The 26,382-nt window shown below is 45.0% G+C and carries 19 protein-coding genes; 8 read left to right on the top strand and 11 right to left on the bottom strand.

Going from position 1 to position 26,382, the window contains the following annotated elements; all coding sequences use genetic code 11:
* Nucleotides 1–9: 9 nt before the first annotated feature.
* Both AC3CH3_RS06435 and AC3CH3_RS06430 read right to left on the bottom strand, forming a co-directional pair.
* On the bottom strand, nucleotides 10–2,463 hold the full coding sequence (locus AC3CH3_RS06435) for an efflux RND transporter permease subunit (protein WP_488537995.1): 2,454 nt from the start codon (nucleotides 2,461–2,463) through the stop codon (nucleotides 10–12).
* A gap of 183 nt (nucleotides 2,464–2,646) precedes the next feature.
* Nucleotides 2,647–3,432, bottom strand: a complete 786-nt coding sequence (locus AC3CH3_RS06430; protein WP_488537994.1) for a TetR/AcrR family transcriptional regulator — start codon at nucleotides 3,430–3,432, stop codon at nucleotides 2,647–2,649.
* Nucleotides 3,433–3,931: 499 nt separating this feature from the next.
* Between AC3CH3_RS06430 and AC3CH3_RS06425 the strand changes: the two genes are divergently transcribed.
* Complete coding sequence (locus tag AC3CH3_RS06425; RefSeq protein WP_488537993.1) at nucleotides 3,932–4,732, top strand: hypothetical protein; 801 nt, start codon at nucleotides 3,932–3,934, stop codon at nucleotides 4,730–4,732.
* Entirely contained in the window at nucleotides 4,653–5,435 is a 783-nt protein-coding gene (locus AC3CH3_RS06420; protein WP_102321035.1) for a hypothetical protein, read from the top strand. Before AC3CH3_RS06425 ends, AC3CH3_RS06420 begins: the two co-directional genes overlap by 80 nt.
* 155 nt (nucleotides 5,436–5,590) lie before the next feature.
* On the opposite strand, the gene AC3CH3_RS06415 is transcribed toward AC3CH3_RS06420, so the two are convergent.
* The 3 genes from AC3CH3_RS06415 to AC3CH3_RS06405 form a co-directional block, all read right to left on the bottom strand.
* Nucleotides 5,591–6,085, bottom strand: a complete 495-nt coding sequence (locus AC3CH3_RS06415) for an outer membrane beta-barrel protein (RefSeq protein WP_010441347.1) — start codon at nucleotides 6,083–6,085, stop codon at nucleotides 5,591–5,593.
* A gap of 143 nt (nucleotides 6,086–6,228) precedes the next feature.
* Nucleotides 6,229–10,329 carry an ATP-dependent RNA helicase HrpA gene (hrpA, locus tag AC3CH3_RS06410; RefSeq protein ID WP_488537992.1) on the bottom strand — a complete coding sequence of 1,367 codons (4,101 nt, stop codon included), beginning with the start codon at nucleotides 10,327–10,329 and terminating at the stop codon, nucleotides 6,229–6,231.
* 198 nt (nucleotides 10,330–10,527) lie between these two features.
* A complete protein-coding gene (locus AC3CH3_RS06405; protein ID WP_171314631.1) occupies nucleotides 10,528–11,844 on the bottom strand; it encodes a MipA/OmpV family protein in 1,317 nt (438 codons plus the stop codon).
* Between the two features lie 81 nt (nucleotides 11,845–11,925).
* Between AC3CH3_RS06405 and AC3CH3_RS06400 the strand changes: the two genes are divergently transcribed.
* The 3 genes from AC3CH3_RS06400 to AC3CH3_RS06390 all read left to right on the top strand — a co-directional run bounded on the left by AC3CH3_RS06400 (nucleotide 11,926) and on the right by AC3CH3_RS06390 (nucleotide 15,153).
* On the top strand, nucleotides 11,926–12,486 hold the full coding sequence (locus AC3CH3_RS06400; protein ID WP_488537991.1) for a VC1380 family protein: 561 nt from the start codon (nucleotides 11,926–11,928) through the stop codon (nucleotides 12,484–12,486).
* A gap of 6 nt (nucleotides 12,487–12,492) precedes the next feature.
* On the top strand, nucleotides 12,493–14,556 hold the full coding sequence (locus tag AC3CH3_RS06395) for a metallophosphoesterase family protein (protein WP_488537990.1): 2,064 nt from the start codon (nucleotides 12,493–12,495) through the stop codon (nucleotides 14,554–14,556).
* Between the two features lie 147 nt (nucleotides 14,557–14,703).
* Nucleotides 14,704–15,153 carry a tellurite resistance TerB family protein gene (locus AC3CH3_RS06390; RefSeq protein ID WP_146458138.1) on the top strand — a complete coding sequence of 150 codons (450 nt, stop codon included), beginning with the start codon at nucleotides 14,704–14,706 and terminating at the stop codon, nucleotides 15,151–15,153.
* Between the two features lie 126 nt (nucleotides 15,154–15,279).
* Here AC3CH3_RS06390 and AC3CH3_RS06385 read toward each other — a convergent pair whose 3' ends face one another.
* The 6 genes from AC3CH3_RS06385 to AC3CH3_RS06360 form a co-directional block, all read right to left on the bottom strand.
* Complete coding sequence (locus AC3CH3_RS06385) at nucleotides 15,280–15,717, bottom strand: hypothetical protein (protein WP_171307716.1); 438 nt, start codon at nucleotides 15,715–15,717, stop codon at nucleotides 15,280–15,282.
* A gap of 2 nt (nucleotides 15,718–15,719) precedes the next feature.
* Nucleotides 15,720–16,424, bottom strand: a complete 705-nt coding sequence (locus AC3CH3_RS06380; protein ID WP_488538157.1) for a winged helix-turn-helix domain-containing protein — start codon at nucleotides 16,422–16,424, stop codon at nucleotides 15,720–15,722.
* 418 nt (nucleotides 16,425–16,842) lie between these two features.
* The gene (locus AC3CH3_RS06375; protein WP_004734745.1) at nucleotides 16,843–17,538 is read right to left on the bottom strand and encodes a hypothetical protein; all 696 of its coding nucleotides are present in this window, start codon (nucleotides 17,536–17,538) and stop codon (nucleotides 16,843–16,845) included.
* A 16-nt stretch (nucleotides 17,539–17,554) separates the two neighbouring features.
* Nucleotides 17,555–17,911, bottom strand: a complete 357-nt coding sequence (locus tag AC3CH3_RS06370; protein WP_004734744.1) for an antibiotic biosynthesis monooxygenase family protein — start codon at nucleotides 17,909–17,911, stop codon at nucleotides 17,555–17,557.
* 325 nt (nucleotides 17,912–18,236) lie between these two features.
* The gene (locus AC3CH3_RS06365) at nucleotides 18,237–18,767 is read right to left on the bottom strand and encodes a 3'-5' exonuclease (RefSeq protein ID WP_004734743.1); all 531 of its coding nucleotides are present in this window, start codon (nucleotides 18,765–18,767) and stop codon (nucleotides 18,237–18,239) included.
* Nucleotides 18,768–18,854: 87 nt separating this feature from the next.
* Nucleotides 18,855–20,393, bottom strand: coding sequence for a sensor domain-containing diguanylate cyclase (locus AC3CH3_RS06360; protein ID WP_114633305.1), 1,539 nt, complete (start codon nucleotides 20,391–20,393; stop codon nucleotides 18,855–18,857).
* Between the two features lie 350 nt (nucleotides 20,394–20,743).
* Between AC3CH3_RS06360 and AC3CH3_RS06355 the strand changes: the two genes are divergently transcribed.
* The 3 genes from AC3CH3_RS06355 to AC3CH3_RS06345 all read left to right on the top strand — a co-directional run bounded on the left by AC3CH3_RS06355 (nucleotide 20,744) and on the right by AC3CH3_RS06345 (nucleotide 26,319).
* Nucleotides 20,744–21,376, top strand: a complete 633-nt coding sequence (locus tag AC3CH3_RS06355; protein ID WP_488518719.1) for a DUF2760 domain-containing protein — start codon at nucleotides 20,744–20,746, stop codon at nucleotides 21,374–21,376.
* Nucleotides 21,376–23,340 carry an Hsp70 family protein gene (locus AC3CH3_RS06350; protein WP_488537989.1) on the top strand — a complete coding sequence of 655 codons (1,965 nt, stop codon included), beginning with the start codon at nucleotides 21,376–21,378 and terminating at the stop codon, nucleotides 23,338–23,340. Before AC3CH3_RS06355 ends, AC3CH3_RS06350 begins: the two co-directional genes overlap by 1 nt.
* Before the next feature lie 138 nt (nucleotides 23,341–23,478).
* Nucleotides 23,479–26,319 (top strand): Hsp70 family protein, encoded by a 2,841-nt coding sequence (locus AC3CH3_RS06345; protein ID WP_488518717.1) that lies wholly within the window; start codon nucleotides 23,479–23,481, stop codon nucleotides 26,317–26,319.
* Nucleotides 26,320–26,382 lie beyond the last annotated feature (63 nt).

The raw sequence follows: 26,382 nt of genomic DNA, 5'->3' as shown, positions 1-26,382 counted from the left end.
GACGATTCCTTATTTGGTCGATGTAGTCAGTTCGCCTGTCGAGCTAGGCTGCGACTTGGTGTCAGGCTTTGATTCGTGCTGAGTTTGAACTGAATAGTGGGTCTGCTTGTCGAAGATCATCAGTAAGCTTGGTAACAAGATGAAGTCGACCACCAGCGCAATGAAAATCACAATCGCGCTGATTAAGCCCATGTCGGAGTTGAGTCTGAAGCTCGACATCGCCAGTACAGAGAAACCCGCCACGAGTACCACTGTGGTGATCCACAATGCACGCCCAACCGTGTGGAAAGCGTATCGCACCGCTTCTTCTGCAGATTTCCCTTCAATTCTTGCGCGCTGGTATTTGCTTAAAAAGTGCACCGCATCATCAACTACGATACCTAGAGTGAGCGTCACAACTACGGACAAACCAAGGTTGATCTCACCAGAGATAAGCGCCCATAAACCAAAGCCAATAATCGCAGGCGCAATGTTGGGCACTAGGCTTATCATGCCTAAGCGAACCGATCGCAATGCGAAGATCATCAAACCAGAGATAAGCACTAAGGTGATTGGCAGAGTCGATAGCATGCTCGCCATGTTGGTTTCACCAATGTGAGCAAACATCAATGATGGGCTCGACGCGACCACTTCATACTGAGGTGCATTGGCGGCAAACCATGAGTAGATACGCTCTTCGAGTTCAACCAATTCCACACTGCCGAGGTTGTCTACCGTCAGTACCATTTTGATCGATGATTTATCGACGTTGATCTGGTTATTCAAATCCAAACCGTACGGCAGAGACATCTCGTAAAGCAGTAGATATTGCGCGGCTAACTCTCGGTTAAGTGGCAGTTGGTAATAGCTGTCATCATCGCCATGCATGTTCTTATTCAGACGCATGTAAACATCAGAAAGCGTAGCAACATGGTCGGTTTCTGGTTGAACACGTAGCCAATCGGTAAAATCACCAATCGCTTGTAAGAACACAGGATCAGCAATCGCTTGAGACTCGTTAGTTTTGACCGCAATACTGATGGTCGTCATACCGCTTACAGTCTGTTCCATGAAGTCGGCTGCTTGTCTGAATTCGCTAGAGGTATCGAAATACTTCACCGATTCATCATTCACTTTGTTCAGTGGAATTAATGCCGCGGCGCCGACGATAACTAGAGTAGAAATAGGCAATAACGCTTTGCGATTAGTTACCACAAAGTCACCGAGCTTATCCATGAAGGTCACTTTACTTTGTGCCACTTCATTCGTTGGTAAAGTCTTAACTGGTAGCAGTTTTAATAGCGCAGGCAGCATAGTCACGGATAGGAAACATGCGATGATCACGCCCAATGCCGATAAGTTACCGAAGTCTCGTAATACGGGGGAGTCCGACATGTTCATCATCAAGAAACCAATCGCGGTGGTCACTGAGGTAATCAAAATCGGCATCGCATTAAGCTTGATGCTGTATTGAATAGCTTGTGCTTTTTCCATGCCACGCTGCATGGCTTGTCTCATGGTCACAATCACATGAACACAATCGGCCACCGCCAAAGTTAAAACCAAAGTTGGGACGTTAACCGTTGCGGTGCTGAGGAACATCCCTGCCCAGCCAGACAACCCCATGGTCGCGACAATCGAAGAGATAATCACAACTAAGGTCGCCACCACGCTAAAGAATGAGCGCAGCATAAAGGTCAGGAATACCAACACCACCAATAGCATTAATGGCACCAGTGTTGAGCTGTCTTCTTGAGCCGACATCATGAAAGCATTGTTCATAGCAATGATGCCCGCTTTATGGAATTCGACGTTAGGATAGTCCGCTTGATACTTGGCGATCATAGTGTTGATTGCTGCTATGACTTCTTGCACTTCCGCGGTTTTATCTACTTCAGGTAATTGCACGGTCACGTTAACAATGGTCACATCACCAGAAGCCGACACCAACGCATTCTTAAGCAGAGGTTCGTTTAGCGCGATCTGTTTCACTTTGGCGATTCGCTCGGGCGTATGTTCGTATTCTTCATACAGCAGATCTTCCACCAATAAGTCGTCTTCAACAGCTTCGGTGTGCTGATAATTGGCCAAAGAATCGACACGGCTTGAGTACGGGATCTGCCACGCATCAACGGTGAGATTTTGAATCAGGGTGAGAGTTTCAGGGGTGAAGACGTTGCCATCTTCAGGGGCGACAACAATCGCAAGGTTGTCGGTTTTTGCAAAGGTGGTTTGAATCTCATCGAACGCCATCAACTGCTTGTTGGTGCCTTCGAAGAAGATGTTGTAATCCCCTCTAAAGTAGAGGTTCTTAGCCCCTAATGCAGAGAGAATGATGATTGAAAACACCACCAGCAGAACGATAAACGAACGCTTGGTCGGTATTGAGTGCCAACTGTTATCTAGATCTGCGTTTGCGTTATCGGCATTACGGTTATCTCGATTTTGCTGATCGAAAGCGGGCTTCTGGCTGTCATGTTTCATCACAGTCTCCATTTGTGACGATTCGTCATATATGTGTCATAAAAAGCCAGCCGAAGCTGACAAAAGACACAATGCTTAGTCAAATACTCAAGAAAACAGCAACCACAGTCGGTTAATCTCAAGTTTGTGACGAATCGTCAAAAATGGTTATTAATAAACCCACATGTGTGGGCTTAATGGAAGTTATCGACCTACAGATTCTAAGTAAGCGATCTCTTCACTGAACAGTTCTTGTTCTACACGACGCCACGTTTTGCGGTAATCCCAATCGCTAGAAAGGGGCTGCCAATTGAGGCCGTCTAGAATCATGTTCGCATTGTGTAATACTGAATACGGGTCTTGTAACCGCTTAATACAATGACTGTTTGATGCATTCTGTGACAAGGCATTTGAACCAAATGCAATTGACCAGTTAGCAAACACGATGGCATCAGAACCCACACCAGAAGAGAACTTTAGGTCGCCCGCCTCTACCGCTTGGTTAACCATAGTGTCGGCTTGTTCAATCACCAACTCTTCCAGTTCATTCATCTCGGCTACGCGTGCACTAGACGCTTTCTCTAGTACCCACGGGCTTTTCGCCATGATCGCACAGGTTGATAAAACCGGTTCCATGCGTGCATAGATTCGGTAAGCAACGTGCAGTGCGACGATCTTTTCACGTGTATTGCCTTCAAACTCTCCAGAGCGAGCAAACATCACTGCTTCTGTTTTAAGAGAATGAATACATAACGCCAAAACCACGTCTTCTTTGCTGCAAAAGTGATTGTATATCGTACCTTTAGAATAAGAACTTGCTGCCGTTAGCCTATCCATCGTGAGGTTTCCGAACCCTTGTTCTCGAACCAGATCTTTCGCCAACAACATCAACTCTACTTCTCGGTCTGCAATAGACTGCTGCTTTTTAGACAACACGCCTTTGCACCCAAAGATACCTTGTTTATCGCCTTTACAACCAAAGCCAAACATAATTTCTCAGTCCGTATTTGAGCTTAGCTATCATCTAAGCTTCGCCAGTATTTGAAACACTCCTATTCAATATATTAACACGAATAGTAAATTCATGTAGTTAACCATTTTGTGACGCTTCGTCATTTTTGACTCATCGTCATAATAGCGCAAATATTGATCATATCAAGATGTTTTATAAATTAAATTCAACTTGTGAATGGGTAGGTAAATGAATGGGGAGTCGATAAGAAAAGAATCAATAGTCGATCTTAGGGGAAAACCTACACTTTGTTGTAGAGATAACGAAGGTTTCAGCGCTGTTTTTAAGTTGCAAATGAGCCTTACTATCTAAAGCTGATATGCCTATTCAAGTCCAATAACTCCAAGCGTAACCCACGAGAATGAATGAGTGTAGGCTTACTTTTTGGGGCAGACCTCTCCTTATGGTCAATATTTGGCTTACTAATGTCGTTTTCTGTTAAGTTGCTATAAATTCGGTAAGGGGTGACTTACAATAGTGACAACGACTTACCTTTTTGAGAACACGATATTGAGCGCCAAATATTCTTATTTAGCTTGGCAAGTGAATACTTCTAGCCCAGCAGAAAAACTGGTTTTATTGATGCTTGCAGATGGTGCTGATGAGTTCGGTTTCACCAATGTGTGCCTGCAATCAGCAAGTCAACTTTGTGCTCTCTCGACGTTCGGTTTAGCCGATTGCCTTAAGTGTCTAGTCGACCAAGGTTTCCTCGATAAAGTAAAAGTAGATTATCGAGACAAGAAAGAGATACACGTTTTCAAAATGCTCATTGAGCAAGAGCAAGCTGCGGTTCAAGTTGAAACTCAACCGGTCAATAGTATTCCGGTTTACTCTACTGCACCTGCACCTGCACCCAAGTTTCAGCCTGCTCCGGCACCAATGCAAAACACGCAATATGCTCCTCGCCCACAAGGCCGAGGCTCAATGAACAGCAACACCGTTTCTACTCATGATCTCAACGAAGAAGAGATCCCATCATGGGCAGAACGTGCGTTTAAATTCTCCGGCTTGGCCGGTGACCATAGTTTAGTATGGAAGAAATTTGTCCTTTGGTATAAAGCCAAAGCTAATGAATTAATGCCACTATCTCGGATTGAATCCAAGCTGCAGTACTGGCTAGTTAACGAGAAGCAAAATGAAAGACAACAACAGCAGAAGACCTCTCAATATTCAGGAAATGCAGGACAAGCTAAAGGAAATGGGTATAGACAAAAGCTTAGCCCATCTGAACGCTTCAGGCAGCAGCTCATTCAAAAAGGCAAAAAGCCAACCTTCTGAGCCAGCTCAACCTGTTGTACCTGACGCTACAGGTCCATTAGTACCTGAAGTGATTGAAGCGCAAAGTACCGAAGTGAAAGTAGCGGCTGCACAAGCTGCGGATTCTGGTGCGTCTCAACAAGTGCCTGTTGTTGATCAAGATCCTGCAGAGCTGGAACTAACCGATTGGTGTATTCACGTATTTGGCTCTTTCTTGAGCGTTTACGAAACACAATGGGAATACCAATACGGGAGCGAGCCGAGCGGCAAGTTTATTGAATTTGCTAACTCAGTCGATTCAGACGGCCTTAACCGCGTGCTAATGCACTGTCATGAACGTATTCAACTTGGCAACAGTTGGCCGCCGCAAATGGGTGAGCTTTGGATCCTGAAAGATTCTTTGACTGAAGAAGAGTTGTTGGATAGCCGTATTCGAGTGTTGTCACGCTCTGCAGATAATAAGATTGAGCAATGGTTAATCCAGAATAAACTGTACGATTTAAAGCGTACGGCTGAAAACAAACTCGATGGCCTGTTCAAGAAGTATTACTTGGAAGCGAAACGTTTAGATGAGAAAGGCATGCTTGAAACTGAGTTACCAGAATTCCTTCTTGCCGCTAACTCTGTAAAGAACCTGAACGATTTAAAACGCGAAGAGTACGAAAGTAAACACGGTAAAGCGATTAACCCAAGAATTCAGCGTATTCTCAACAGTAAAAAATAACCATCCGCTTACTATCTGTTATAAGAAAACAGAGTAGCGATTACACGGTTAACAGATACAAAAATGCCAGCTATCAAGCTGGCATTTTTTACGAATTCTTACGAACTCTACAAATATCCGTGACCAACGGTACGTCTGTCACTGACTGCAAGTAATTACAGTAGGTGGATAGTTGCGTTTAGCGTGAATACGCCAGAGTCGTCATCTTTCATTTTGAAGTTTTGGTAGCTAGCGCCTACAGATAGTGGACCAAAGATGAAGTATTCAGCGCCTACACCGTACATGATATCAACATCGTCTTGCTTGAAGCCATCAGCTTTAAGCTCGTAAGAGTGAAGACCACCCTTCGCGTATACGTGAAGAGGACCAAAATCGATGCTTGGTTTAATCGCTAGGTAAGCAGTGCTTGCGTCTAAATTCTTAAGATCGCGGTTGCCGTAATTAACGCTGCCGAAAGAACCAAGATCCCAATAACCCGCTTCAACGCCGATTAATGGAAGAATACCAGTACCTACGTGGATACCCATCGCTGTCTCTTCTTTATTGCCTAATGAGTTTTGACCACCCATTACACCACCGTACAACCAAGAATCAGCCATTGCTGTTGAAGATGCACCTAGTAGTGCTAATGCCAATAACGTTTTTTTCATATTCGACCTTTTTCGTCCTAGTGGCAGGCCTTGAGTGGTAATAAATTGCCACCAAGTCGCCCTGTATGTAATAACTATTCAATTAGTAATGCAATAAGCAAGATTTATACCCAAACCTTGCTATTGCGTCTAGCTTTATTCCTTTAGCAAGCATCAATCGCGTTTTTAACACGCTTATCTGATACTGGGTAAGGCGTACCGAGCTGCTGTGCGAAGAAGCTTACACGAAGCTCTTCAATCATCCAACGCACCTCTTTTACATTTTCTGGAACCGCGATCCCTTTTGGAATTTTATTCAGCAATTCTTTGTAATCATTCATTACCGACTCAACTTTGATCATATGTAGGCGATCTTTGTTAGGGTCAATCGGCAGTTTTTCCATTCGACGCTCAATAGCTTTCATATAGCGTAGAATATCCGGCAAGCGTTTCCACCCGCATTCTGTGGCAAACCCCTTAAAAATCAAACCTTCTACCTGAGCTTTGATGTCTGAAAGTGCAAATGCCATCGAAAGATCTACGCGGCCCTTCAGCTTCTTACTGATACTGAACGCCGTAGTTAGAATAGTTTCTACCTGTTGAGCAATCTCAACAACCGTATCGCCTAACTCTGCACGTACGTGTTCTTTCAGTGCTTCAAACTGCTCTGGTTCCCAAACCAAACCGCCCTTCTCTTCAATTAGCTTATCAATACCACAAGCGATACAGTCATCGATTAAATCAAGCACCTGTCCGTATGGATTGAAGTACAAGCCAAGTTTCGATTTGTTCGGTAGGTTCGAGTGCAAATATTTGATCGGCGATGGCACGTTCAACAAGATTAAACGACGCTGACCCGATTTCATTGCCGAGATCTGCTCTTGCTCGGTTTCGAACAGTTTGATCTCTACGCTGTCTTTGGTATCCACCAGCGCAGGGAAGGCTTTAACATCGTAGCCGCCGCGCTTCTGTTGATAGACTTTTGGTAGCTCACCAAAGCTCCACGTGTGCAGGTTCTGCTGCTCAATGTCATCATCTGCGACTTTAGAAAGCGTTTCTTGAACTTTGTCTTTCAGGCTCTCTTTAAGTTCATGCAGGTCTTTCTGTTCTTTCAGCTTACGCTTTCGATGATCTACAGCGCGGAATGTTACCTTTAAGTGCTCTGGAATCTGGTCTAACTTCCAGTCATCACGCACCACTTCCACACCCGTCATGCGGCGAAGCTCTTTCTCAAGAGAATCCAATAACGGTGCTTCAAGTGGTGTCACACGTGCCAAGAATGCATCCGCGTAGTTTGGCGCAGGTACAAAGTTACGGCGTAGCGTTTTAGGTAACGACTTAATCAGGCTAATCACTAGCTCTTGACGTAGACCCGGGATCTGCCAGTCAAAGCCGTTCTGGTCGATCTGGTTCAAGATAGGTAACGGAATGTGTACCGTTACACCATCGTTGTCGTCGCCCGGCTCAAATTGGTAGCTCAGCTTCAGCTTGATACCGTTTTGGTGCCAGAAGTTCGGGTAATCCAAATCGGTAACGTGGCTAGCATCGCCTCTGAACAGCATCGACTTTTCAAAGTTGAGTAGCTCTGGTGTTTTCTGGCTAGTCTTTTTCCACCATGTATCGAAATGACGGCCAGAAACTGCCTCTTCACCAACACGTTGGTCATAGAAATCGAACAACTCATCATCGTCGATTAAGATGTCACGACGACGCGATTTATGCTCAAGCTCTTCCACTTCTTGCAGTAGCTTGCGGTTCTGCTTGAAGAAAGCGTGCTTGGTTTCCCACTCACCTTCTACAAGTGCACTGCGTACAAACAACTCACGGCTGATGGTTGCATCAATCGCGCCGTAGTTAACTAAGCGTTTTGGAATGATTGGGATTCCGTAAAGCATCACTTTTTCGTGTGCCATTACCGCCGCTTGCTTCTTCGACCAATGTGGTTCGCTGTAGCTACGTTTAATGAGGTGTTTCGCTAGCGGTTCAATCCATTCAGGTTGAATTTTAGCGATAACACGACCCCATAGTTTTGAGGTTTCCACCAGCTCAGCAGACATGATCCACTTAGGCTGCTTCTTGAATAAGCCAGACGCAGGGAATATATGGAAGCGTGCGTTACGAGCACCTTGATATTCATTCTTCTCTTGGTCTTTCATACCGATGTGCGAAAGCAGACCTGATAGCAAAGACATGTGAATGCCATCGTAGCTACCCGGTTCAGTGTTCAGCTTGGTATCCAATTCACGCATCGCTTGGTGAATTTGGAAGTACACATCTTGCCATTCACGAATACGTAAATAGTTCAGGTAATCCTGCTTACACTGTTTGCGGAACTGGTTACTCGACAGCGCTTTTTGCTGCTGCTTGATGTAATCCCATAGGTTCACAAACGTGATGAAATCAGATTCTTTATCGAAGAAGCGTTTGTGCTTGTCGTCAGACGATTGTTGCTTGTCTGACGGACGCTCACGTGGATCTTGAATCGACAACGCAGACGCAATAACCATCACTTCATGCAAACAGCGGTTGCGTGGCGCTTCAATCACCATACGCGCTAAACGTGGATCGATAGGTAACTTCGCTAGCTTACGACCAATTGCTGTTAGCTTCTTCTTATCGTCGCCATGATTCTTGTTTTTATTCGCTGATGGTTCAACAGTCGCGATCGCACCAAGCTCTTCAAGCAGCCTTACACCATCTTGAATGTTGCGCTTATCTGGCGCTTCAACAAATGGGAATGCTTGAATGTCGCCTAAGCCAAGCGCTGTCATCTGAAGGATTACAGACGCTAGGTTGGTACGAAGAATCTCTGGATCAGTAAACTCTGGGCGTGACTCGAAATCTTCCTCTGAGTACAGACGAATACAGATACCTTCTACCACACGACCACAACGACCTTTACGCTGGTTAGCACTCGCTTGAGATACTGGCTCAATCGGTAGGCGTTGTACTTTGGTGCGGTAGCTGTATCGGCTAATACGTGCTGTACCCGGATCGATTACGTACTTGATGCCCGGCACTGTTAACGAGGTTTCTGCCACGTTGGTTGCCAGAACGATGCGTCGACCAGTGTGAGACTGGAAGATCCGGTTCTGCTCGCCCGCCGATAGACGTGCGTAGAGCGGAACAATTTCAGTATCACGCAGGTTACGTTTACTTAATGCATCTGCGGTATCACGAATCTCTCGCTCACCGTTCATGAAGATCAAGATATCGCCTTGCCCTTCATCACACAGCTCATCTACGGCTTCAAAAATGCCTTCGATTTGGTCACGGTCTGAATCACTTTCATCACCACCTAATGGGCGGTAACGCGTATCTACAGGGTACGTTCGACCTGATACTTCAATGATCGGTGCATTGTTAAAGTGCTTCGAGAAACGCTCTGGATCGATGGTCGCCGATGTAATGATAACTTTAAGATCAGGACGCTTTGGCAGCAACTCTTTCAGGTAACCCATGATGAAATCGATGTTCAGGCTACGTTCGTGTGCTTCATCGATGATGATGGTGTCGTACTGATTTAAGAATCTGTCGTGTTGAATTTCCGCCAGTAGAATACCGTCGGTCATCAATTTGATTTGGGTGTTGTCAGAAATCTGGTCGTTGAATCGAACCTTATAACCAACGAACTCACCAAGCTGTGTTTCCATCTCTTCAGCAATACGGTTCGCAACCGAACGCGCCGCAAGACGACGAGGCTGAGTGTGACCAATTAAGCCAAAGCGGCCGCGGCCAAGCTCAGAACAGATTTTTGGTAACTGAGTGGTTTTACCCGAACCCGTTTCACCCGCCACAATAACCACTTGGTTTTCGGCGATGGCTTTCGCGATGTCGTCGCGTTTTTGGCTAACAGGGAGAATTTCTGGGTATTCAATCGTTGGTTTTTGCGCAGCACGCTGAGTTGCCGTCATCATCGACTTAGCAATGTCTAACGCAATCTCATCAAAGACAGCATGCTTAGATTGTTCGTTCTTAATTTTGCTCGCACCAGCAATTCGCTTACTCAAACGGAAGCGATCGCGCATCATACATTCGTTGAGCGCTTTACGAAGAGAGGCTGGGCTATTCTGAGATGCTTTTGTATTGGCTGCTGCTGAATGATCGGCAGGTTTAGCTTTTGGTTGATTAGTTTTTGGTTGTTTAGCTTTTAAATGCTTAGCAGGTCGGTTCGATGCAGGTTTGTTCGATTGCGCTTCGTTCTTTGGAGAACTCGGCTGTGCTGCATTCTTGTTGTTGTCTGCTTTTTCCGGAGACGAAGTCAAAGCGTGTCCTATTCTTGTACTTATTAAACTCGCGCGATTGTACCACAAGTCTCAAACAAAAAAGCCTGACAACAAAGGGAAAACCTTTTGCTATCAGGCTGATTCTTTAAGCTAACACTAGCGAAGGCTATGAAAGCAAGGTCAAATGTAAGTCGTTCTTTGTAAACTACGGCTAAAAGCCACCGTTACAAACTGCGCTTAGAACTCATATTGGAAGTAAACGGTGTTGTAGTTACTGCCGCCTTTGATACGCCCGAACTGGGATGCGTTTTCAAAGATTGCAGAACGGTGATGCAATGAGTAACCGAACCATAAATTGTTCAAGTCATTCTTACCAATCAAGTCGCCGACGTTTACATCGAATGAGAAGTCTAAGTAATTCAACAGATGGCTTGCTGTGTAACCTTTACGGTCCATCTCAGAGCCTTCGATATAGGTAATCGAATCGATGTAAGACATACCTTCTGCCACACCAACACGCCACTGGGTTGGCCAATCAAAGGTGTAATACGCTTTGATCGCAATAATGTACTCGGTGCTACTCGATTGAACCTCTGAACTCCAGTGGTGCGCGATACCTGGCGTTAAGTAGATGTCCAATGGGAAGCCGAAGATCTCATCGGTTAACGGGTGGCCATAGAAGAACGAGGTCAACTGGTTGTTGTATTCGTCTTTCTCTCTATTGAACTTCATGATGTCGCCAATATTGGATGGCGTAGCCCAACCGTGTGCGACACGTAAATACGGCGCATTGCTCAGCTTAGGTTTCGGTGCTTTCTCTTTGTCGTTAAAGAAACCAAAGCCAAGGTAAAGTTCGCCTTGATAACGGTCTTCTACTATCGACGAGTCGTAGGCGTTGTCGTCTAATCGAGTGACACTGGTTGAACCCAATAAATACAAGTTTGAAACCACGTGGTAACGCGCTTCAACGCCAACATTAAGGTCTACACCCGCACCAATCGACTCGCCTGCCGAAGAATAGTACTCACTATTGAAGTCCGCGCTTTTGTAACGAAGTGTCGCACTCGGAGTGAACTCCCAATCGCCCGTTTCATATTTTGCTTTTGCACGCAGGTTACCGTGGAAGTTGTATTCACTGTCACTCATGATCTCCGTTTCAACAGCCCATTGCTCATCAAGTTGATAAGTAAATTGAGCACCGAAATCGGCGGTATCACCTTCAATGGCGTTCTGCTCTGAAGCTGGAATATCAATAAAACGCATACGAGAAATAGCGTTCAGTGACCACTTTTCATCATCGGCTTGATACAGGTATGCGCCCATTTCAGTGCCGTCGATAAACACGTAATCGTTCTTGAAGAATAACATCGGTACAAACGAGTTAACCGATTGGTCACCGCCAGACGTGTCGTAAGGAATACTCGCAGTACGGAACATTGCGGCAATGCCCCACTCTTGCTCTTCCGCAGCCCACGCCACGCTATTACCTAAAAAAGCGTTACTTAATAAAACCGCTCCATACGAAATGAGCTTCGGTGAAAATTTGTGCTTCATTCTTGTGTAATTACTCTTTGTAATAAATATTGTGTTACTGAATAGACATTTATTGGCCATGCCAGCCAACTAATTTTAGGTTTGATCGACATTGACCGTTACAATGTAGAATATTCTCGGTTAAATGAAAGTATTGTGAAAGTCTCCGAATTACAAAACATTATAGATCAGTTACCCAAAGATTCCGATCCAGATATTGTTGTGGGTGAGGCATGGCTGCCTGAGCGTTTGGTGGATACCAACCTAGACGGCGACATGCTATTTCTTGAATTCGATAATGCCCCTGAAGACAATCAAGGGGATGAAGAAGGCCGTGGCTTTGTTGAGCACGAGATTGCTATGATTCGAGAAAAGCTCGAACTGTTGTTAGACGAGCCTTCCGATACCAAGACCAAAGCCGATGCCCTATTGGCAATATTTCTAATGGGTCATGAACTTTCTAGCTCGGAAGTTATCGAAGTACTTGAATCAACAGAGCTTGAATCAACAGAATCTGAAATGACAGAATTTGAACCGTTCGAGTTTGAGATTGCAGAGCATAAAACAACAGAATCTGACTCAGTAGAACTTGAAGCATCAAAGCTTGAAACCACAAAGCCAGACACGAACAAGCTCGAAACAAAAGAACTCCACGACGACTAACCACCAATGATTTTAGGTACCGTATTGAAACCCTCTACGACATCATCTCTTCCCCTGTTACTCGCCGGACCCATTTTAAGAAAAACCACCGCGACTGAAGTGGTACTTTGGTTAGCCACCAGCTCGTCTCTTGTTGGCCGGGCTGATCTTTATATTCGAGAAACTGAGCATAGTCGTGAAACAGGCTTTTCTAACGAAAAAGAGTATTCTGACGTAGAGCAAGACCAACCGTTTTACACCTCATCGCTTGAAGAGCATGATTCGATTCAAATCGGTACACATGCGTGGATAACGCTAATTCGCTTACAAGGTGAGTTTCCGACTAATACGCTTCTTGAATATGACATTCACACAGAGTCAGGTTCACTAAAAGAGCTCGCCCCTCACCTTGTTTACAACGGTAAATCTCGCGTTGAGTTTAAAATATCTACATCGGCTGATTACATTCTGCATGGCTCTTGCCGTAATCCGCATCATCCAAGCAAAGACAGCCTAGTCGCAGCCGATAACAAGATCGCCGATCAAACCGTCGCTGAAAGACCTGACATACTGATGATGAGCGGCGATCAGATCTACGCTGACCATGTGGCAGGCCCAACACTTGATGCTATTCAGCAAGTGATTCAACTGCTTGGCCTTGTTGGTGAGAGCTTACCGACCGACTCACAAATTAAGCAAATCAACAATAGTGACGCGCTGTATAACAGTGAGTATCACTTATATCAGCGTCATCATTATTTGCCGCACCACACCGTTTCAGAATCCATGATCGATAAGTTATTCCCGAATCGTGGCGTGCCGATTTTTAGTTCTACCGATTGTGAAAACCACTTGGTCACGCTGTCTGAGTTTATCGCGATGTACTTGTTGGTTTGGTCTCCAACACTGTGGCAATGCGTCAATCGAGAACGTTTGATTGAGAATAACTTCACTCAAGGTGGACGCCAATTAACACCGACTGAGCAGCAACAGTGGCGTGATGAAAGCGTCATCATGGATGATTTCATTGCTGGCTTGCCGCAAGTGCAACGTCTGTTCGCGCATATTCCAACGTACATGATCTTCGACGATCACGATGTGACTGATGATTGGAACCTTACCGTAGGCTGGGAACATGCCGTCGACCAAAACCAGTTCGCAACTCAAGTCATTGGTAACGGGCTCGCGGCCTACTGGATGTGTCAGGGTTGGGGTAACAAACCGGAGAGTTTCGACGAAACGTTTATCGAGCAAGGAAAACAGCTTTTTGTCGATCAACCGCGCATTACTAAACAAGCGCATAATGAAGCCGATGATAGCAATACTATTCACTCTGTTAGCAATATCGAGCCAGATAAGCATCAAGCCTTTATTGAGATGCTGAGTCGCTTTGAAGAGTGGCATTACACGATAGACACCTCACCCAAAGTCATTGTGTTGGATACTCGAACGCGTCGTTGGCGTTCAGAGTCTCGCATGAATAAGCCTTCGGGTTTGATGGACTGGGAGGCCTTAATTGAGTTTCAACATCAATTGTTGCATCAAGAGAAAGTGGTCATCGTTTCTGCTGCGCCTATGTTTGGCGTGAAGTTTATTGAAACACTGCAAAAAATGGCGACCACAATCGGCAAGCCATTAGTGATTGACGCTGAAAACTGGATGGCACATCCGGGCAGTGCCAATACGCTGATCAGTATCTTTACCCACACCAAAACACCGACCAACTTCGTAGTGCTTTCTGGTGATGTTCACTACTCCTTTGCTTACGATATCAAGCTTAGGTATCGTCGCAACAGTCCGAACATCTATCAGATTACCTGTAGTGGCATTAAAAATCAGTTCCCTGCTTCGCTGCTTAAATTCTGTGATGTGTGGGACCGCCTATTATACAGCCCTCGCTCAGTTTTGAACTATTTCACCAAGCGTAAGCGCTTGAAGATAGAAAAGCGAAGCCCTGATAATCAGACCTTCTATCGCCTTTCAAACCGCAGTGCGATTGGGGAATTAAGGCTAGATGGGGATGGTAAACCACAGTCGATCACGACACTCAGTGGTGATGGTAAAATTACCCGTTTCCCAGAGCCAGATTGATAAAGTGCTCCTTATCGCTCGCCTATCCGTAATGTCAGTTTTTAGTAAAGACGCTTGCGATCACAGTCTGTAGACCCAATAGTTGTAGTTATAGTTGATAGCTATCAGCGTTACGGAACCCGATACAAATTTTAACTGGAGCTCGTTATGTTCAATTCTCTCACATCAATGTTTAAACAATTGATTGAAGGCCAGGACCTAAGCAAAAACCAAGGCGCATCACCTAATGTCGCCATTGCGAGTTTATTGTGTGAAGTCGCGGGAGCCGACCATCAGATCAATGAATCAGAAAGAGTCGCTAAGCTACAGCTTCTGCAACGTTTGCTGGATTTAGATGAAGAACAAGCAAAGGTTCTGCTAGCGCAAGCAGAACCGAAAGTAGAGCAATCAGTATCGCTGTATGACTTTACATCACAACTCAGAGACCTATCTCAGCCAGTCAGAATCGACTTAATCAAAGCAATGTGGGAAGTGGCGCATGCCGATGGAGAAATTGACCCTATCGAAGATTCTGTGATCCGTAAAACAGCGGAACTGCTCTACGTTGACCACAGTGACTTTATCAAGACTAAGCTGAACGTCCTCGGTAAAAGCTAACCAAAGGCTCTTTAATCGTGTTAATGGTCGCTAATCGTGTTAATGGCACCAATAGCGTTAATGGCCGTCAATAGAGCAAAAAAGCTCTACTAGGCAGTTAACTATCGATTAAACCGACGGTATCTATCAGCGTAATCGATCGCCATGCATGATGCCTTTGAGCTCTAACGGCGTGCCCTTCTTAGTGACATAAAGACCGCGCTGATTTGATACCAACACACTGCGCTTGCCTTCCGTTTGTTGAATGTATAAGTGCTTGATATTGAATGTCTGCTTATCTTGGGCCTGATCCTGGTCCAATTGATAAAGGTAGTAATGATTCCCCCAGCGCAAGAACACACCAAACATCTGCTTAGTTTGAGCGACATTCCCATCCATGTCATAGCCAATGTACTGCATTTTGACTCGACCATTTTCCAATCGGAGCGAGATTCTCTCCCACCCGACCATCGGGTATTCCGCAGAAAATCGATAGGTACTTTTGGTTGCGAGCCCAGAGATCAGACCTACATTTAGAATCACAAACAGCGTCAATAAGATAGGCATCCAAAACTTACGATTCATACTTATTGCCCTCGCTCATTGTTATTGTCGCCTTCGCAAGAGACAGTTTTAAACTGATGGCTTATCTCTCTCCAATGTCCATTTATCAAGGCGACGGCTTGGATATTTTGACACCCAACGCCAATGCGATGCAGATAGAGCGAATCAACACCGAGCTCTGACACGGTATCCAACTCTTTTATGACGGCTTCATCAAAATTCAAACTGTCGTGATAAACATCCATACCTCGGTAGGCACTCTTATCTATAAAAAATGCAAACTGATAAAACAGCATGAGAAGAAGCGCGCTGACTACAATTCCGGCAATACGAGATTGGTGACGAGCGATAAAGTGCTTCGCCTTAAACTGACGTGATAGTGAACCCTGTTGCTTTGATTGCCCAGCTTGTTGGTTCATGCCAGAAGGCTTAAACGGTGTCGCTGATGTTAACTCATCGACGATGGCACCTTTCTCTGAAAACGCAGCTTCAACATGCGCTTCAGCGGTAGATGTTGGCATCGATAAATAACTACCTACCTGTTTCAAACCATTGAAGCTGTACCCTTCCTTTTGAACCGTTAAGATTTTGCAATCACACTCAAACGAATTTAATGCAGTGCGAATGTTCTTAACCGCGACATTAAGTGAACTGCCCGTCACAACCCTGCCCGGCCAGCAATGCTCAAGTAAAAAGTCTCGACCAACGGCTTTTGGGCTGTTCTTCACTAGATGCTCAAGGATCAGACCTTCTGAGGGGGATAAGGTGACCCGCTTACCAGATTCCGAATCAATGAGTGTGTTATTAATCAACTCGATGCCCGAAGCGTCTAAGGTGATTTTTTCATGGCTATTGGCGTTCATTTCGCGAGGTGTTCATAAATAAAAAGGTCATCAAAAAAGTGTTTGTTTGGTCGAACTAATAGCAAACCATACATAGAAAAGAGTAGTGACAAGTTTAGCCAATAATTAAGCCAAATATAAGCTCAGCGAGTAACAATATAAAATAACAACAAAGTGAGTCAGTCACGTAAACTAACTCACCTTTGAACATAGCCAAGGTTTAACTCTAAACTGGTCATGCCCTATATTAAAACCTCGTCGTTACGCAATCTAAAAACGAGGTCACAATTCTGTTCTAGCGAAATTAGAGTTCCAGTTTGAATCCAAGTTCACTTACCATAACTTCAGCGAAGCCTAACTTTACTGCATTCAACTGATTGGCAACTTCGCGCGCTTGCTCTTCGTTTTTAGCCAATATTGCCATTGAATAGACTGGCCTGATCATCGCTTTTTGGTTTGGCTTCTCTTCTGCTATTTCTTGATGTTTTAAATAAGCAGACGTAATCACACCTTGAGCACTCCAATCGACAACCATTTGTAAATCTTTGCTAATAACCTCATCGACAATGAATTGATTCTCAGGCTCTTTCCAAGCGAGTTCTACTGCGTAGTTTGTGAAAGCTACGTCCGTGTTCAACCACTTATTACCGATGTCTCGGATTTCAGTCACCTCTACAAGCTCTTTAAATTGGAATGGTAAGTTACCAATCAAGTCTCTAACGTGCTGCTCACTGTCCGCTTCAATCACAAACTTAATCATCGGAAACTTTTTATCCCCAATAAAGCTTTGTGATACGAACATATCGTGGACCAAGCCCGCATCAATCAGGTTGGCAAATGCTTTTTTCTGATGAGGCATTGCTTCAAATACGGCTTGGGCGTCATCGGTTTTCCAAGCCACTGACACGCCGTATGCCGCTGCGTGGGCATGGGTTGAAAAAAGAATGGCTGAAAATAGAAAGCTAAAAATAGCTAAAAAGGTTCCTAGAGTTGTTTTCATTGTGGTGGCTTCCTAATTAGTCGCGAATAATTTCATACAAGTTAGGGTCAGCAGAAACCCCTTCAATTTTTAAAGGTGGTAATTCTTTTCTCATCGCCTGTATCGCATCATGGAAATGCTTTTTACTTTCCCACTCTGCAACATTAATAAAACGGTATGTCGCATCCGAGCTTAACGAGCGGTGCAATTTGGTAGAGATATATCCTGGTTGCTTCACCAATACGTCTCGCGCATCTTCCCAATACGTTAACGTAGCGGCTTCATGGGCTGGCTCGACTGAAAAAGTGTTTATCAATACAACGGGTTGTGCCGAAACCAACGCACTTACGCTTAGCGCCCCCAGTGCCAATCCATACTTAATAATGTTCTTCATCCTATTCTCCTTGTTTTGGGTGAGCTAACGCTACCACCTAGCCCTACCCAATCAAGGTCGAAACCTGAGATTTAATATTAATTAAAAAGCTAAATTTCAAACGAATATTATTCACTCGTAAAATAAGCGATGTAGCCATTCACTATTGATAAACCACTTGTTGAAATTAGGTTTTTGAGGATCGTCATTACCCTCAAATAACAGGCACAAAAAAACCACCTAATAAGTAGGTGGCTCTTCATTTTAATAACTCACAAGATTCAGGCTAACTTTAAGTGTTTAACCTTTCAGTATTTAACCAAGCGCCTCTCTGAAATACAAACGATCACAACATCGTCAGCGCAAGCTTTGCCAAGTTATAAGCGTCAACATAACCAGAGTGCTGACGACCTTCCCACTCAATGTTTTTCGCTTCTTGAGCAGCACGGTGACCAATACGTTTCTCTTTCAATCGATTCTGAACTCGATAAAGTGTGGCGATGTTCAAGAACTCGCTAAATGGCGGTTCGATGCCTTTCTCAATACACTCTTTGTGTAAGATAAGGTCGTCACGTCCCCACGCTGCATAGATTTTCTTTGGGCCACCGAAGTTCTTAATCATCGACTTGATAACAGACTCTAATGGGCGACCCTGTTTTTCGATTTTACGAGGTGTAATACCCGTTAACTCGGCGCAGAATAGAGAGACTTCGTCTTTTTCGGGCTTAACGTAATATTGCGCGCGCTTCACGATGGTTCCAGATACAAGATCGATCTCAGCAAGACCAATTTCAATGATCTCCCCTGTTGTTCCTACACCGTCTTCGCTCCAACAGCACATTTCCAAATCGAAACACACCACTCGATTGTGATTCATACGTCGCCTAATTCTCTCGTCAAAAATTTCGTGAAATTGTACATGAGCCTAATAAAGAACTCGACCCCAGTTGCATCAAGTGCTCATTTAGCCTGCAATTGTGACTCGATTTCGGCCATTTGACTTACTTAGGTATAACATGCTGTCAGTTTTTTGAAGGAGCGCTTCAATGTCTTCATTAGTGCGGATGGTAGCCCCGATGCTTAGAGTACAACTCAATAGCTGGCCAGAATGCTCGCAATGAGACTCACTCACCGTCTCCAAAATACATTCTAAATAGCGAGACAATGAGTCATGTTCAGTGATGCTCGAAATGATACCGAACTCATCCCCTCCCATCCGAAATAGGTTATCTCCAGACTTCAAGCTCACTGAGATAACCTTAATCACATGGATAAGTAACGCATCACCGGCTGGGTGCCCAAACTTATCATTGATCTCTTTAAACTTATCAACATCAAACACTATTAAGCTAAACGGCTTATCGCTTTGTATCGATTGACCAAGCATCTTATTAAAAGCTCGGCGATTATAAATTTCCGTTAAACTGTCATGATTGGCAAGAAAGCGAAGTTCTTCTGTTCTTTCATCAATCATTCGATACAAGCGCTCTTTCTCTCGAATTTGCAGGTTCACAATATAAGCAAGCAGTAACGAGATAGTAGTACCAACTATGCCGATTCCCGCCAACACTAAGTAACCATTAAATGAAATACATGCATCTATCTTGAAGTCGATGATCCATTCACGATTAGTTAATGTAATCGTCTTTGTAATGTGCTGCCCAGTTACCGCTTCATAACCATTGGTTTCGAACATTATCGGGGCATCTTCAGCTTCAAAACCGCTATCGGTAACACGCACATAAACGTCCATATCGCCGACAGTAGATGCCAGAAGTTTCTCAAAATAGTATGTGGTACGAACAACACCAATCACAACCCCTAACAAATTGTCAGTTTGACCATCAAACACAGGGTGGTAAACCAACATTCCGCTCTTAGGTGTATTGCTGTCTAAACCATCTTGCAATAGACGAACTTTGTCTGAAATATTCGCTTCACGTGTTTTTTTAATGTTATCAATGATCAGATTAAACCGCTCACGAGAAGAGTAAAAACCCAAAACACCGTTGTTCACTGGATCATTCGGATATATATCTGTCGCGATAAATACGGGCTCGCCATCCAAGATATAACCATAAGTTTTTGGCCCATGTTTAGGGATAGTAAACATTCTATAGGATGGGTATTGAGCTTTCATTTTGGCGGTGTGCTCGGCAAGATCTTCTACCGCTACTTTTTGCATCCACTGCAATCCGATCAGGCTTTTCGAACCGTTAATCGTTTGCTGAGCAAAACGATCAAATCGATCCCGACTATCGACATCATTAGAATAGAAAAAATTTGCACCGGAACCGATATAAGCAACATCGTTATCAATAAACGCTTTTAAACTGAGCGTTTGATGCTGTGCAAAGCTATCTAGATTCTCATTCAAAGACCTATTTTGATTCAACGCAACCAAAACAAAACACAACACCGTCATCAAAAATGTGGCAAAAAAGACAACTAACGGCAAAGTTCGTTTCTTCAACCCTGTTATAGGGTCGGTAGTGTGGGGCATACAGCTTCCCATATGATGTTATTTTGAGTCGAAAGTATACACTGCCGGAATGCTAGGCTCTATTTATCTTTGACTCTCACAATGGGATAAAACTAACACTATTTACAACCCATGGACATTTGCGGCTAATAAACCAACAAATCTCGATTAACTTTCAAGCTAACTCACCAAAAAGCCAGTTTATTGAAAACATTAAATAAAGCCCTTAAGCCTTGAATATGCTAGTATCCACCCATATTTATAGCTTGAAAGTGACCATTTCGGCCTTATGCGACTGAGTTTCTTTCCAACCTGTATATTCCTTTAAACCGACGAATATACCGTTAAATCAATTTTAAAGAGAAATCACTATGATCGTTGATTTGAACCTAATCCCACAAACGTTTGATATGCTTCACGCAGGCCTAACGGCATCAAGCGTTTTACTACTGCTAATTGCCGTTTCTCGTAAAACCAAAGTGGTTGAGAAAGTCGTAGAAAAACCAGTAGAAAAGATCGTTGAAGTTGAAAAGCCAGTTGAGAAAATTGTCGAAGTAGAGAAAGTTGTTGAAGTTGAACGTGTGATCGAAAAAGTAGTAGAAGTTGAATCTAAGCTGGCAACAGCACCAACAGATTCTGCAATGCAGCTACTGTCTATCATGCAGCAAGAAGCTCGTTTAATTGACTTCCTAAAAGAAGACCTAGCGTCATTCTCTGATGAAGAAGTTGGCGCAGCTGCTCGTGTTATTCACACTGGCGGTCAAAAAGTATTAGCTGATTACGTAACGCTTTCTCACATCCGCACTGAAGATGAAGAAACACGTATCACTATTGCTGAAGGTTTCAACCCTCAAGAAATTCGCCTAACAGGCAACGTAACGGGTAACGCACCGTTCAATGGCACATTGGTTCACAAAGGTTGGAAAGCAACTGACATGAACCTGCCTAAGCTTGCTGAGAACTACGATGCGTCTGTGATTGCACCGGCAGAGGTGGAGCTATAATGGAACACCAAAGTCATTCAGCTCAAGAGCTATCTTCTCAAGAGCAACATCAAGCGCCTAAGTTCAGTATTGGTATCGATTTAGGTACCACACACTGCGTTTTGTCTTACATCGACACAACCAATGAAGATGCTCGTGTAGAGGTGATGCAAATCCCTCAGCTAACGGCACCAGGTACAGTAGAAACTCGCAGCCAACTTGGCTCGTTCCTATACCAGCCGCACGAACATGAAATGAATGCGGGCTCTCGCGTTCTTCCTTGGTCTTCTGAGCCAAAAGCGCTAGTCGGTGCGATTGCTCGTAACCTTGGTTCTAAAACCCCAATCCGTTTGGTAGCAAGTGCAAAATCTTGGTTATGCCACGGTGGTGTGAATCGTCGCGATGCGTTCCTTCCTGCAGGCAGCCCTGAAGAAGTTGAAAAGGTATCTCCGCTTAAGACAACTGAGTTGTACCTTGAGCACCTTAAAGATGCTTGGAACCACGCTAACCCAGAACACAAACTGGCAGACCAAGATGTAACGATCACGGTTCCTGCTTCGTTTGATCCTGCGGCTCGTGACCTAACGGCTGAAGCTGCGCGTAATGTTGGTTTTACTCACCTAACGCTTCTAGAAGAGCCACAAGCGGCTCTTTACAGCTGGATTGATAACAGCAACGACACGTGGCGTGATGAAGTGAACGTTGGTGACATCGTTCTTGTTGTCGATATCGGCGGTGGTACGACTGACCTTTCGTTAGTTGAAGTCACACAAGATGAAGGCAACTTAAGCCTGAACCGTATCGCTGTAGGTGAACATATCCTACTGGGCGGCGACAACATGGACTTAGCTCTGGCTTACCGTCTGAAGATGAAACTGGCTCAAGAAGGCAAAGAACTGGCTCCTTGGCAGGTTCAAGCGATGACTCACGCGTGTCGTGATGCGAAAGAAGCATTGCTTAATGATGCTGAGTTGCAATCAGTGCCAATCGTTGTACCTAGCCGCGGTTCTAAACTACTGGGCGCAACACTGAAAACAGATCTGACTCAGCAAGAAGTACAACAAACATTGGTTGATGGCTTCTTCCCGAAAGTAGCGGTGACTGATCACCCAGTACAAAAGACGCGTGGCGCACTGACTCAAATGGGTCTGCCTTACGCTCAAGACGCAGGTATTACTCGTCACATTGCTGCATTCCTTTCTAAGCAAGCGAACGCGCTTTCTGGAAATAGTGAAACCGCTCAACAAGATTTCAACCCGTTTGCAAATATGCCCGGTATGCCCGGTACAGAAGCGCAAGGGTCAGAAGCGCCGGCGGCAGACTTCATCAAACCAACAGCGGTATTGTTCAATGGTGGTGTTCTAAAATCTAATCTACTTGCTGACCGTCTATCAGACACGATCAATGAATGGTTGATTAACGCAGACGCAGAATTCGCTAAACAGCTTTCAGGCCTAGATCTAGATCTAGCAGTTGCAAGTGGCGCTTCTTACTACGGCGCAGTACGTCGTGGTCAAGGCGTTCGTATCCGCGGTGGTATCGCTTCTTCTTACTACGTAGGAATTGAAAGTGCGATGCCAGCTATCCCAGGTATGGCTCCTCCGATGGAAGCTTTGTGTGTTGCACCATTTGGCATGGAAGAAGGTTCAAGCGTTCAAGTTCCTAGCCAAGAGTTTGGCCTCGTGATTGGTCAGCCAGTACACTTCCAATTCTTCGGTTCAACAACACGTCGTGAAGACCAAGCGGGTACGCACCTTGATCACTGGGCTCCAGAAGATCTTGATGAGCTTCCTGAAATCCAAGTGACACTGCCAGTTTCTGAAGGTCGTCGCGAAGGTGAAGTGGTTCCCGTGACTTTGGCTTCTCGCGTTACTGAACTAGGCACGTTATATCTAGAAGCCATTGCGACTGACAATGGTCAGAAGTGGCACGTTGAGTTCGATGTTCGTGAAGACTCGAATAACGACTCAAACGAACAAGCATAATGAATCAACGGCACCTTAACGGGTGCCGTTATTTTATCAATGCGATTCCCTAGCCCTGTATTAAAAGCATTCCAAAGACAATAATAAGACCAAGACTATCCATTAACTGGTCATCACTTTGGCAGAATAAGGTTTTGTATGGCATCTCCTCGTTTTTTAGTCGGCATTGACTTAGGCACAACCAATACCGTTGTTGCTTACTGTGAAATCAACGACGACCTACAACATGCTCCCGTTTCTCTTTTCGATATTGACCAACTCATCGGCCCCGGTGAAGTGGTTCGCAAACCGCTACTTCCATCCTTTCGTTACCATCCTGCACAAGGTCAGATCTCCCCTTCCGATCTCACTATGCCTTGGGAACCGAGCTTGGTTGAAGGCGATATTCAAAACGTCATCGTAGGTGAATGGGCACGCGAACTGGGCGCAAAAGTTGAAGGCCGCCAAGTATCGAGTGCTAAGAGCTGGTTATCTCACCAAGCGGTTGATCGTAACTCCGACATTCTGCCTTGGGCAGGCGCAACTGACGTCGATAAGGTGTCTCCTGTTGTCGCAAGCGCAAGCTACTTAAACCACATCCGCCAAGCATGGAACTACCGTAACCCAAGCAACAAGCTTGAAGACCAAGATGTTGTAGTCACCGTTCCCGCTTCATTCGATGAGACAGCACGCAAGCTGACACTCGAAGCGGCAGAACTGGCGGGCTTAGGTAAGATTCTGTTACTCGAAGAGCCGCAAGCCGTTTGTTATGACTGGTATGCACGTCATCAACAAACCGCTGCCGATGAACTTCAGCAAATCCCGCTGATTCTAGTGTGTGATGTCGGCGGTGGTACCACCGATTTAAGTTTGATCGAAGCAAGCTTCAACTCAAACAATGGCGATGACCAAAAACTCGCACTCGACCGTATCGGCGTTGGTGAACACTTAATGCTCGGTGGTGATAACCTAGATTTAGCCCTTGCCCACCTTGCAGAGCAACGCTTCAATCAAAACAAAAAGCTGAATGCCTCAAGCTTAACCAAACTGATTCAACAGACTCGCGCCGCAAAAGAGAGCCTGCTTTCTGCTAACGCGCCAGACGATGTGAAGATCACCATGCTGGGCAGCGGTTCAAAACTACTTGGCGGTACCAAAAGTATTGGTTTAACGAAACAAGAAGTTCATCAGATTGCACTGGAAGGTTTCTTCCCACTTTCTGAGTTTACGGAAGTACCCGACAAACGACGTAGCGCGGTGGTTGAGTTCGGCCTACCCTACGCTGCAGATCCTGCGGTAAGTAAGCACGTTGCCGAATTCCTAGCGACACATCAGCAAGTATCAAAAGCGGCACTAGAAAAATCTGGCGCAATCGAATTTGATGAGACAAAACCAGCGATACCTGTCGGTGTACTACTCAACGGCGGTGTATTCAACAGTGAGCTTGTTACTGAACGTATTACTCAGTTACTTGGCAATTGGAACGGTGCGCCAATCACCGTCTTAGATAACCCTCATCCTGATTGGTCTGTAGCATTGGGCGCAGTGGCCTTTGGTAAGGCTCGCCGCGGTGCGCAACTTAAAATTGGTGGCGGTGCGGCTCGTTCTTACTTCTTACATCTGCAAGAGAAGAACAAGATGGGTAAAGCACTTTGTCTGCTTGCCAAAGGGACTGAAGAAGGCCAAGAAATACGTTTGAACAGTCGTCGTTTCTCACTAACTTTGGGTGAGCCGGTACGTTTCAATCTACTGACTTCAACGCACGATCAAATTGCTCATGACACTGCCATTCAAAATGGCGTGATGGTCAATGTCGACGCTGACTTGTTCTCCCCTCTTCCACCGTATATTTCTACGCTAGAAGGTTCAGGTACTGCAGAGCTCCAAGCCAACCAAAAAGAACGCGTCGAAGTATTGCTCGCGTGTCAATTAACAGAAGTCGGCACACTGAAAATGGAGTGTGTGAGCACGGAAGATGACACTAAGCGTTGGTTGCTTGAATTTGAAGTAAGAAACAAGCAAGGCGATGAGTCTGATACCGCTAAACTTCATCCAAGACTGGATGAATGTAAGGAATTGATTTCTCGTCTGTACAGCGGCAACAAGAAGAGTGCTGAATCGAAAGAGATCAAAACACTATCGAAAGATCTTGAGAAGCGACTTGGTAAGCGTGATGAATGGGATTTCACGACCCTTCGCCATCTGTTTGATACCTTTTCATTAGGTCGTAAACGCCGCCGTCGCTCTGAAGCACACGAGAAGAACTGGCTGCGTTTGGCGGGTTACTCGCTGCGTCCCGGCTTTGGCGATCCGACTGACTCATGGCGTATCGAACAAATTTGGGGGCTTTACCAACAAAACATTCAGTTCCAGAACCACCAAGGTTGGACAGATTGGTGGGTATTCTGGCGTCGTGTTGCGGGTGGCCTGAATCAAGAGCAGCAAGAGACCATCTTGGCTGATATCGCGAAGTACCTTCACCCAGGTGCAATGAAGAACCCTAAAACGGCTAAAGATGCGCAAGACAATGGCTATGAAGCCATGGTTCGTTTAGCGGCGTCACTTGAGCAACTTGAAGTGGAAGACAAAGTGCTGCTGGCAAGCTGGTTCTTGAGCAAAGCGATTAACCATAACCAATTTGAACAAGCTCACTGGTGGGCGCTAGGTCGATTAGCATCAAGAACGCCTTTGTATGGCAGCCAACACAGCGTAATTCCTAGAGAGCAAGCTGAACAGTGGTTACCAAAACTGCTTGAACAGAACTGGCAGAAAGAGCAGATGATCGCCTTCGCTGCTGTGATGATTTGCCGTAAAACCGGTGACCGTCAATTTGATATCTCTGACGACTATCGTAATCAAGTGATTGAGAAGCTGAAGCAAAGCAAGGTACCTGATTCATGGCTAACGCTAGTGAGTGAAGTCACTGAACTTTCTGAGAGCGAGTCTAAGCGCGTATTTGGTGATGCATTACCAAGCGGGTTAAGCCTGATTAATAACTAGTTTCAGGGGTCATTAGATTGGATCTCTAACTAGTAAAGAAAAAGCCACTTTCGATTCGTTGAA

The sequence above is a fragment of the Vibrio sp. QJM3NY_35 genome, assembly GCF_057785915.1.
The sequence above is the reverse complement of the archived record's forward strand: the minus strand, read 5'-3'. Positions and strand labels throughout refer to the sequence as shown.

Excerpts from the sequence above, each read along its gene's own strand:
- AC3CH3_RS06420 (WP_102321035.1), top strand. The coding sequence starts at position 4,653 with ATGGGTATAGACAAAAGCTTAGCCCATCTGAACGCTTCAGGCAGCAGC.
- AC3CH3_RS06415 (WP_010441347.1), bottom strand. The coding sequence starts at position 6,085 with ATGAAAAAAACGTTATTGGCATTAGCACTACTAGGTGCATCTTCAACA.
- AC3CH3_RS06355 (WP_488518719.1), top strand. The coding sequence starts at position 20,744 with ATGATCGTTGATTTGAACCTAATCCCACAAACGTTTGATATGCTTCAC.
- AC3CH3_RS06385 (WP_171307716.1), bottom strand. The coding sequence starts at position 15,717 with ATGAATCGTAAGTTTTGGATGCCTATCTTATTGACGCTGTTTGTGATT.
- AC3CH3_RS06370 (WP_004734744.1), bottom strand. The coding sequence starts at position 17,911 with ATGAAGAACATTATTAAGTATGGATTGGCACTGGGGGCGCTAAGCGTA.
- AC3CH3_RS06395 (WP_488537990.1), top strand. The coding sequence starts at position 12,493 with ATGATTTTAGGTACCGTATTGAAACCCTCTACGACATCATCTCTTCCC.
- AC3CH3_RS06345 (WP_488518717.1), top strand. The coding sequence starts at position 23,479 with ATGGCATCTCCTCGTTTTTTAGTCGGCATTGACTTAGGCACAACCAAT.
- AC3CH3_RS06405 (WP_171314631.1), bottom strand. The coding sequence starts at position 11,844 with ATGAAGCACAAATTTTCACCGAAGCTCATTTCGTATGGAGCGGTTTTA.
- AC3CH3_RS06350 (WP_488537989.1), top strand. The coding sequence starts at position 21,376 with ATGGAACACCAAAGTCATTCAGCTCAAGAGCTATCTTCTCAAGAGCAA.
- AC3CH3_RS06390 (WP_146458138.1), top strand. The coding sequence starts at position 14,704 with ATGTTCAATTCTCTCACATCAATGTTTAAACAATTGATTGAAGGCCAG.
- AC3CH3_RS06360 (WP_114633305.1), bottom strand. The coding sequence starts at position 20,393 with ATGCCCCACACTACCGACCCTATAACAGGGTTGAAGAAACGAACTTTG.
- AC3CH3_RS06430 (WP_488537994.1), bottom strand. The coding sequence starts at position 3,432 with ATGTTTGGCTTTGGTTGTAAAGGCGATAAACAAGGTATCTTTGGGTGC.
- AC3CH3_RS06435 (WP_488537995.1), bottom strand. The coding sequence starts at position 2,463 with ATGAAACATGACAGCCAGAAGCCCGCTTTCGATCAGCAAAATCGAGAT.
- AC3CH3_RS06365 (WP_004734743.1), bottom strand. The coding sequence starts at position 18,767 with ATGAATCACAATCGAGTGGTGTGTTTCGATTTGGAAATGTGCTGTTGG.
- AC3CH3_RS06375 (WP_004734745.1), bottom strand. The coding sequence starts at position 17,538 with ATGAAAACAACTCTAGGAACCTTTTTAGCTATTTTTAGCTTTCTATTT.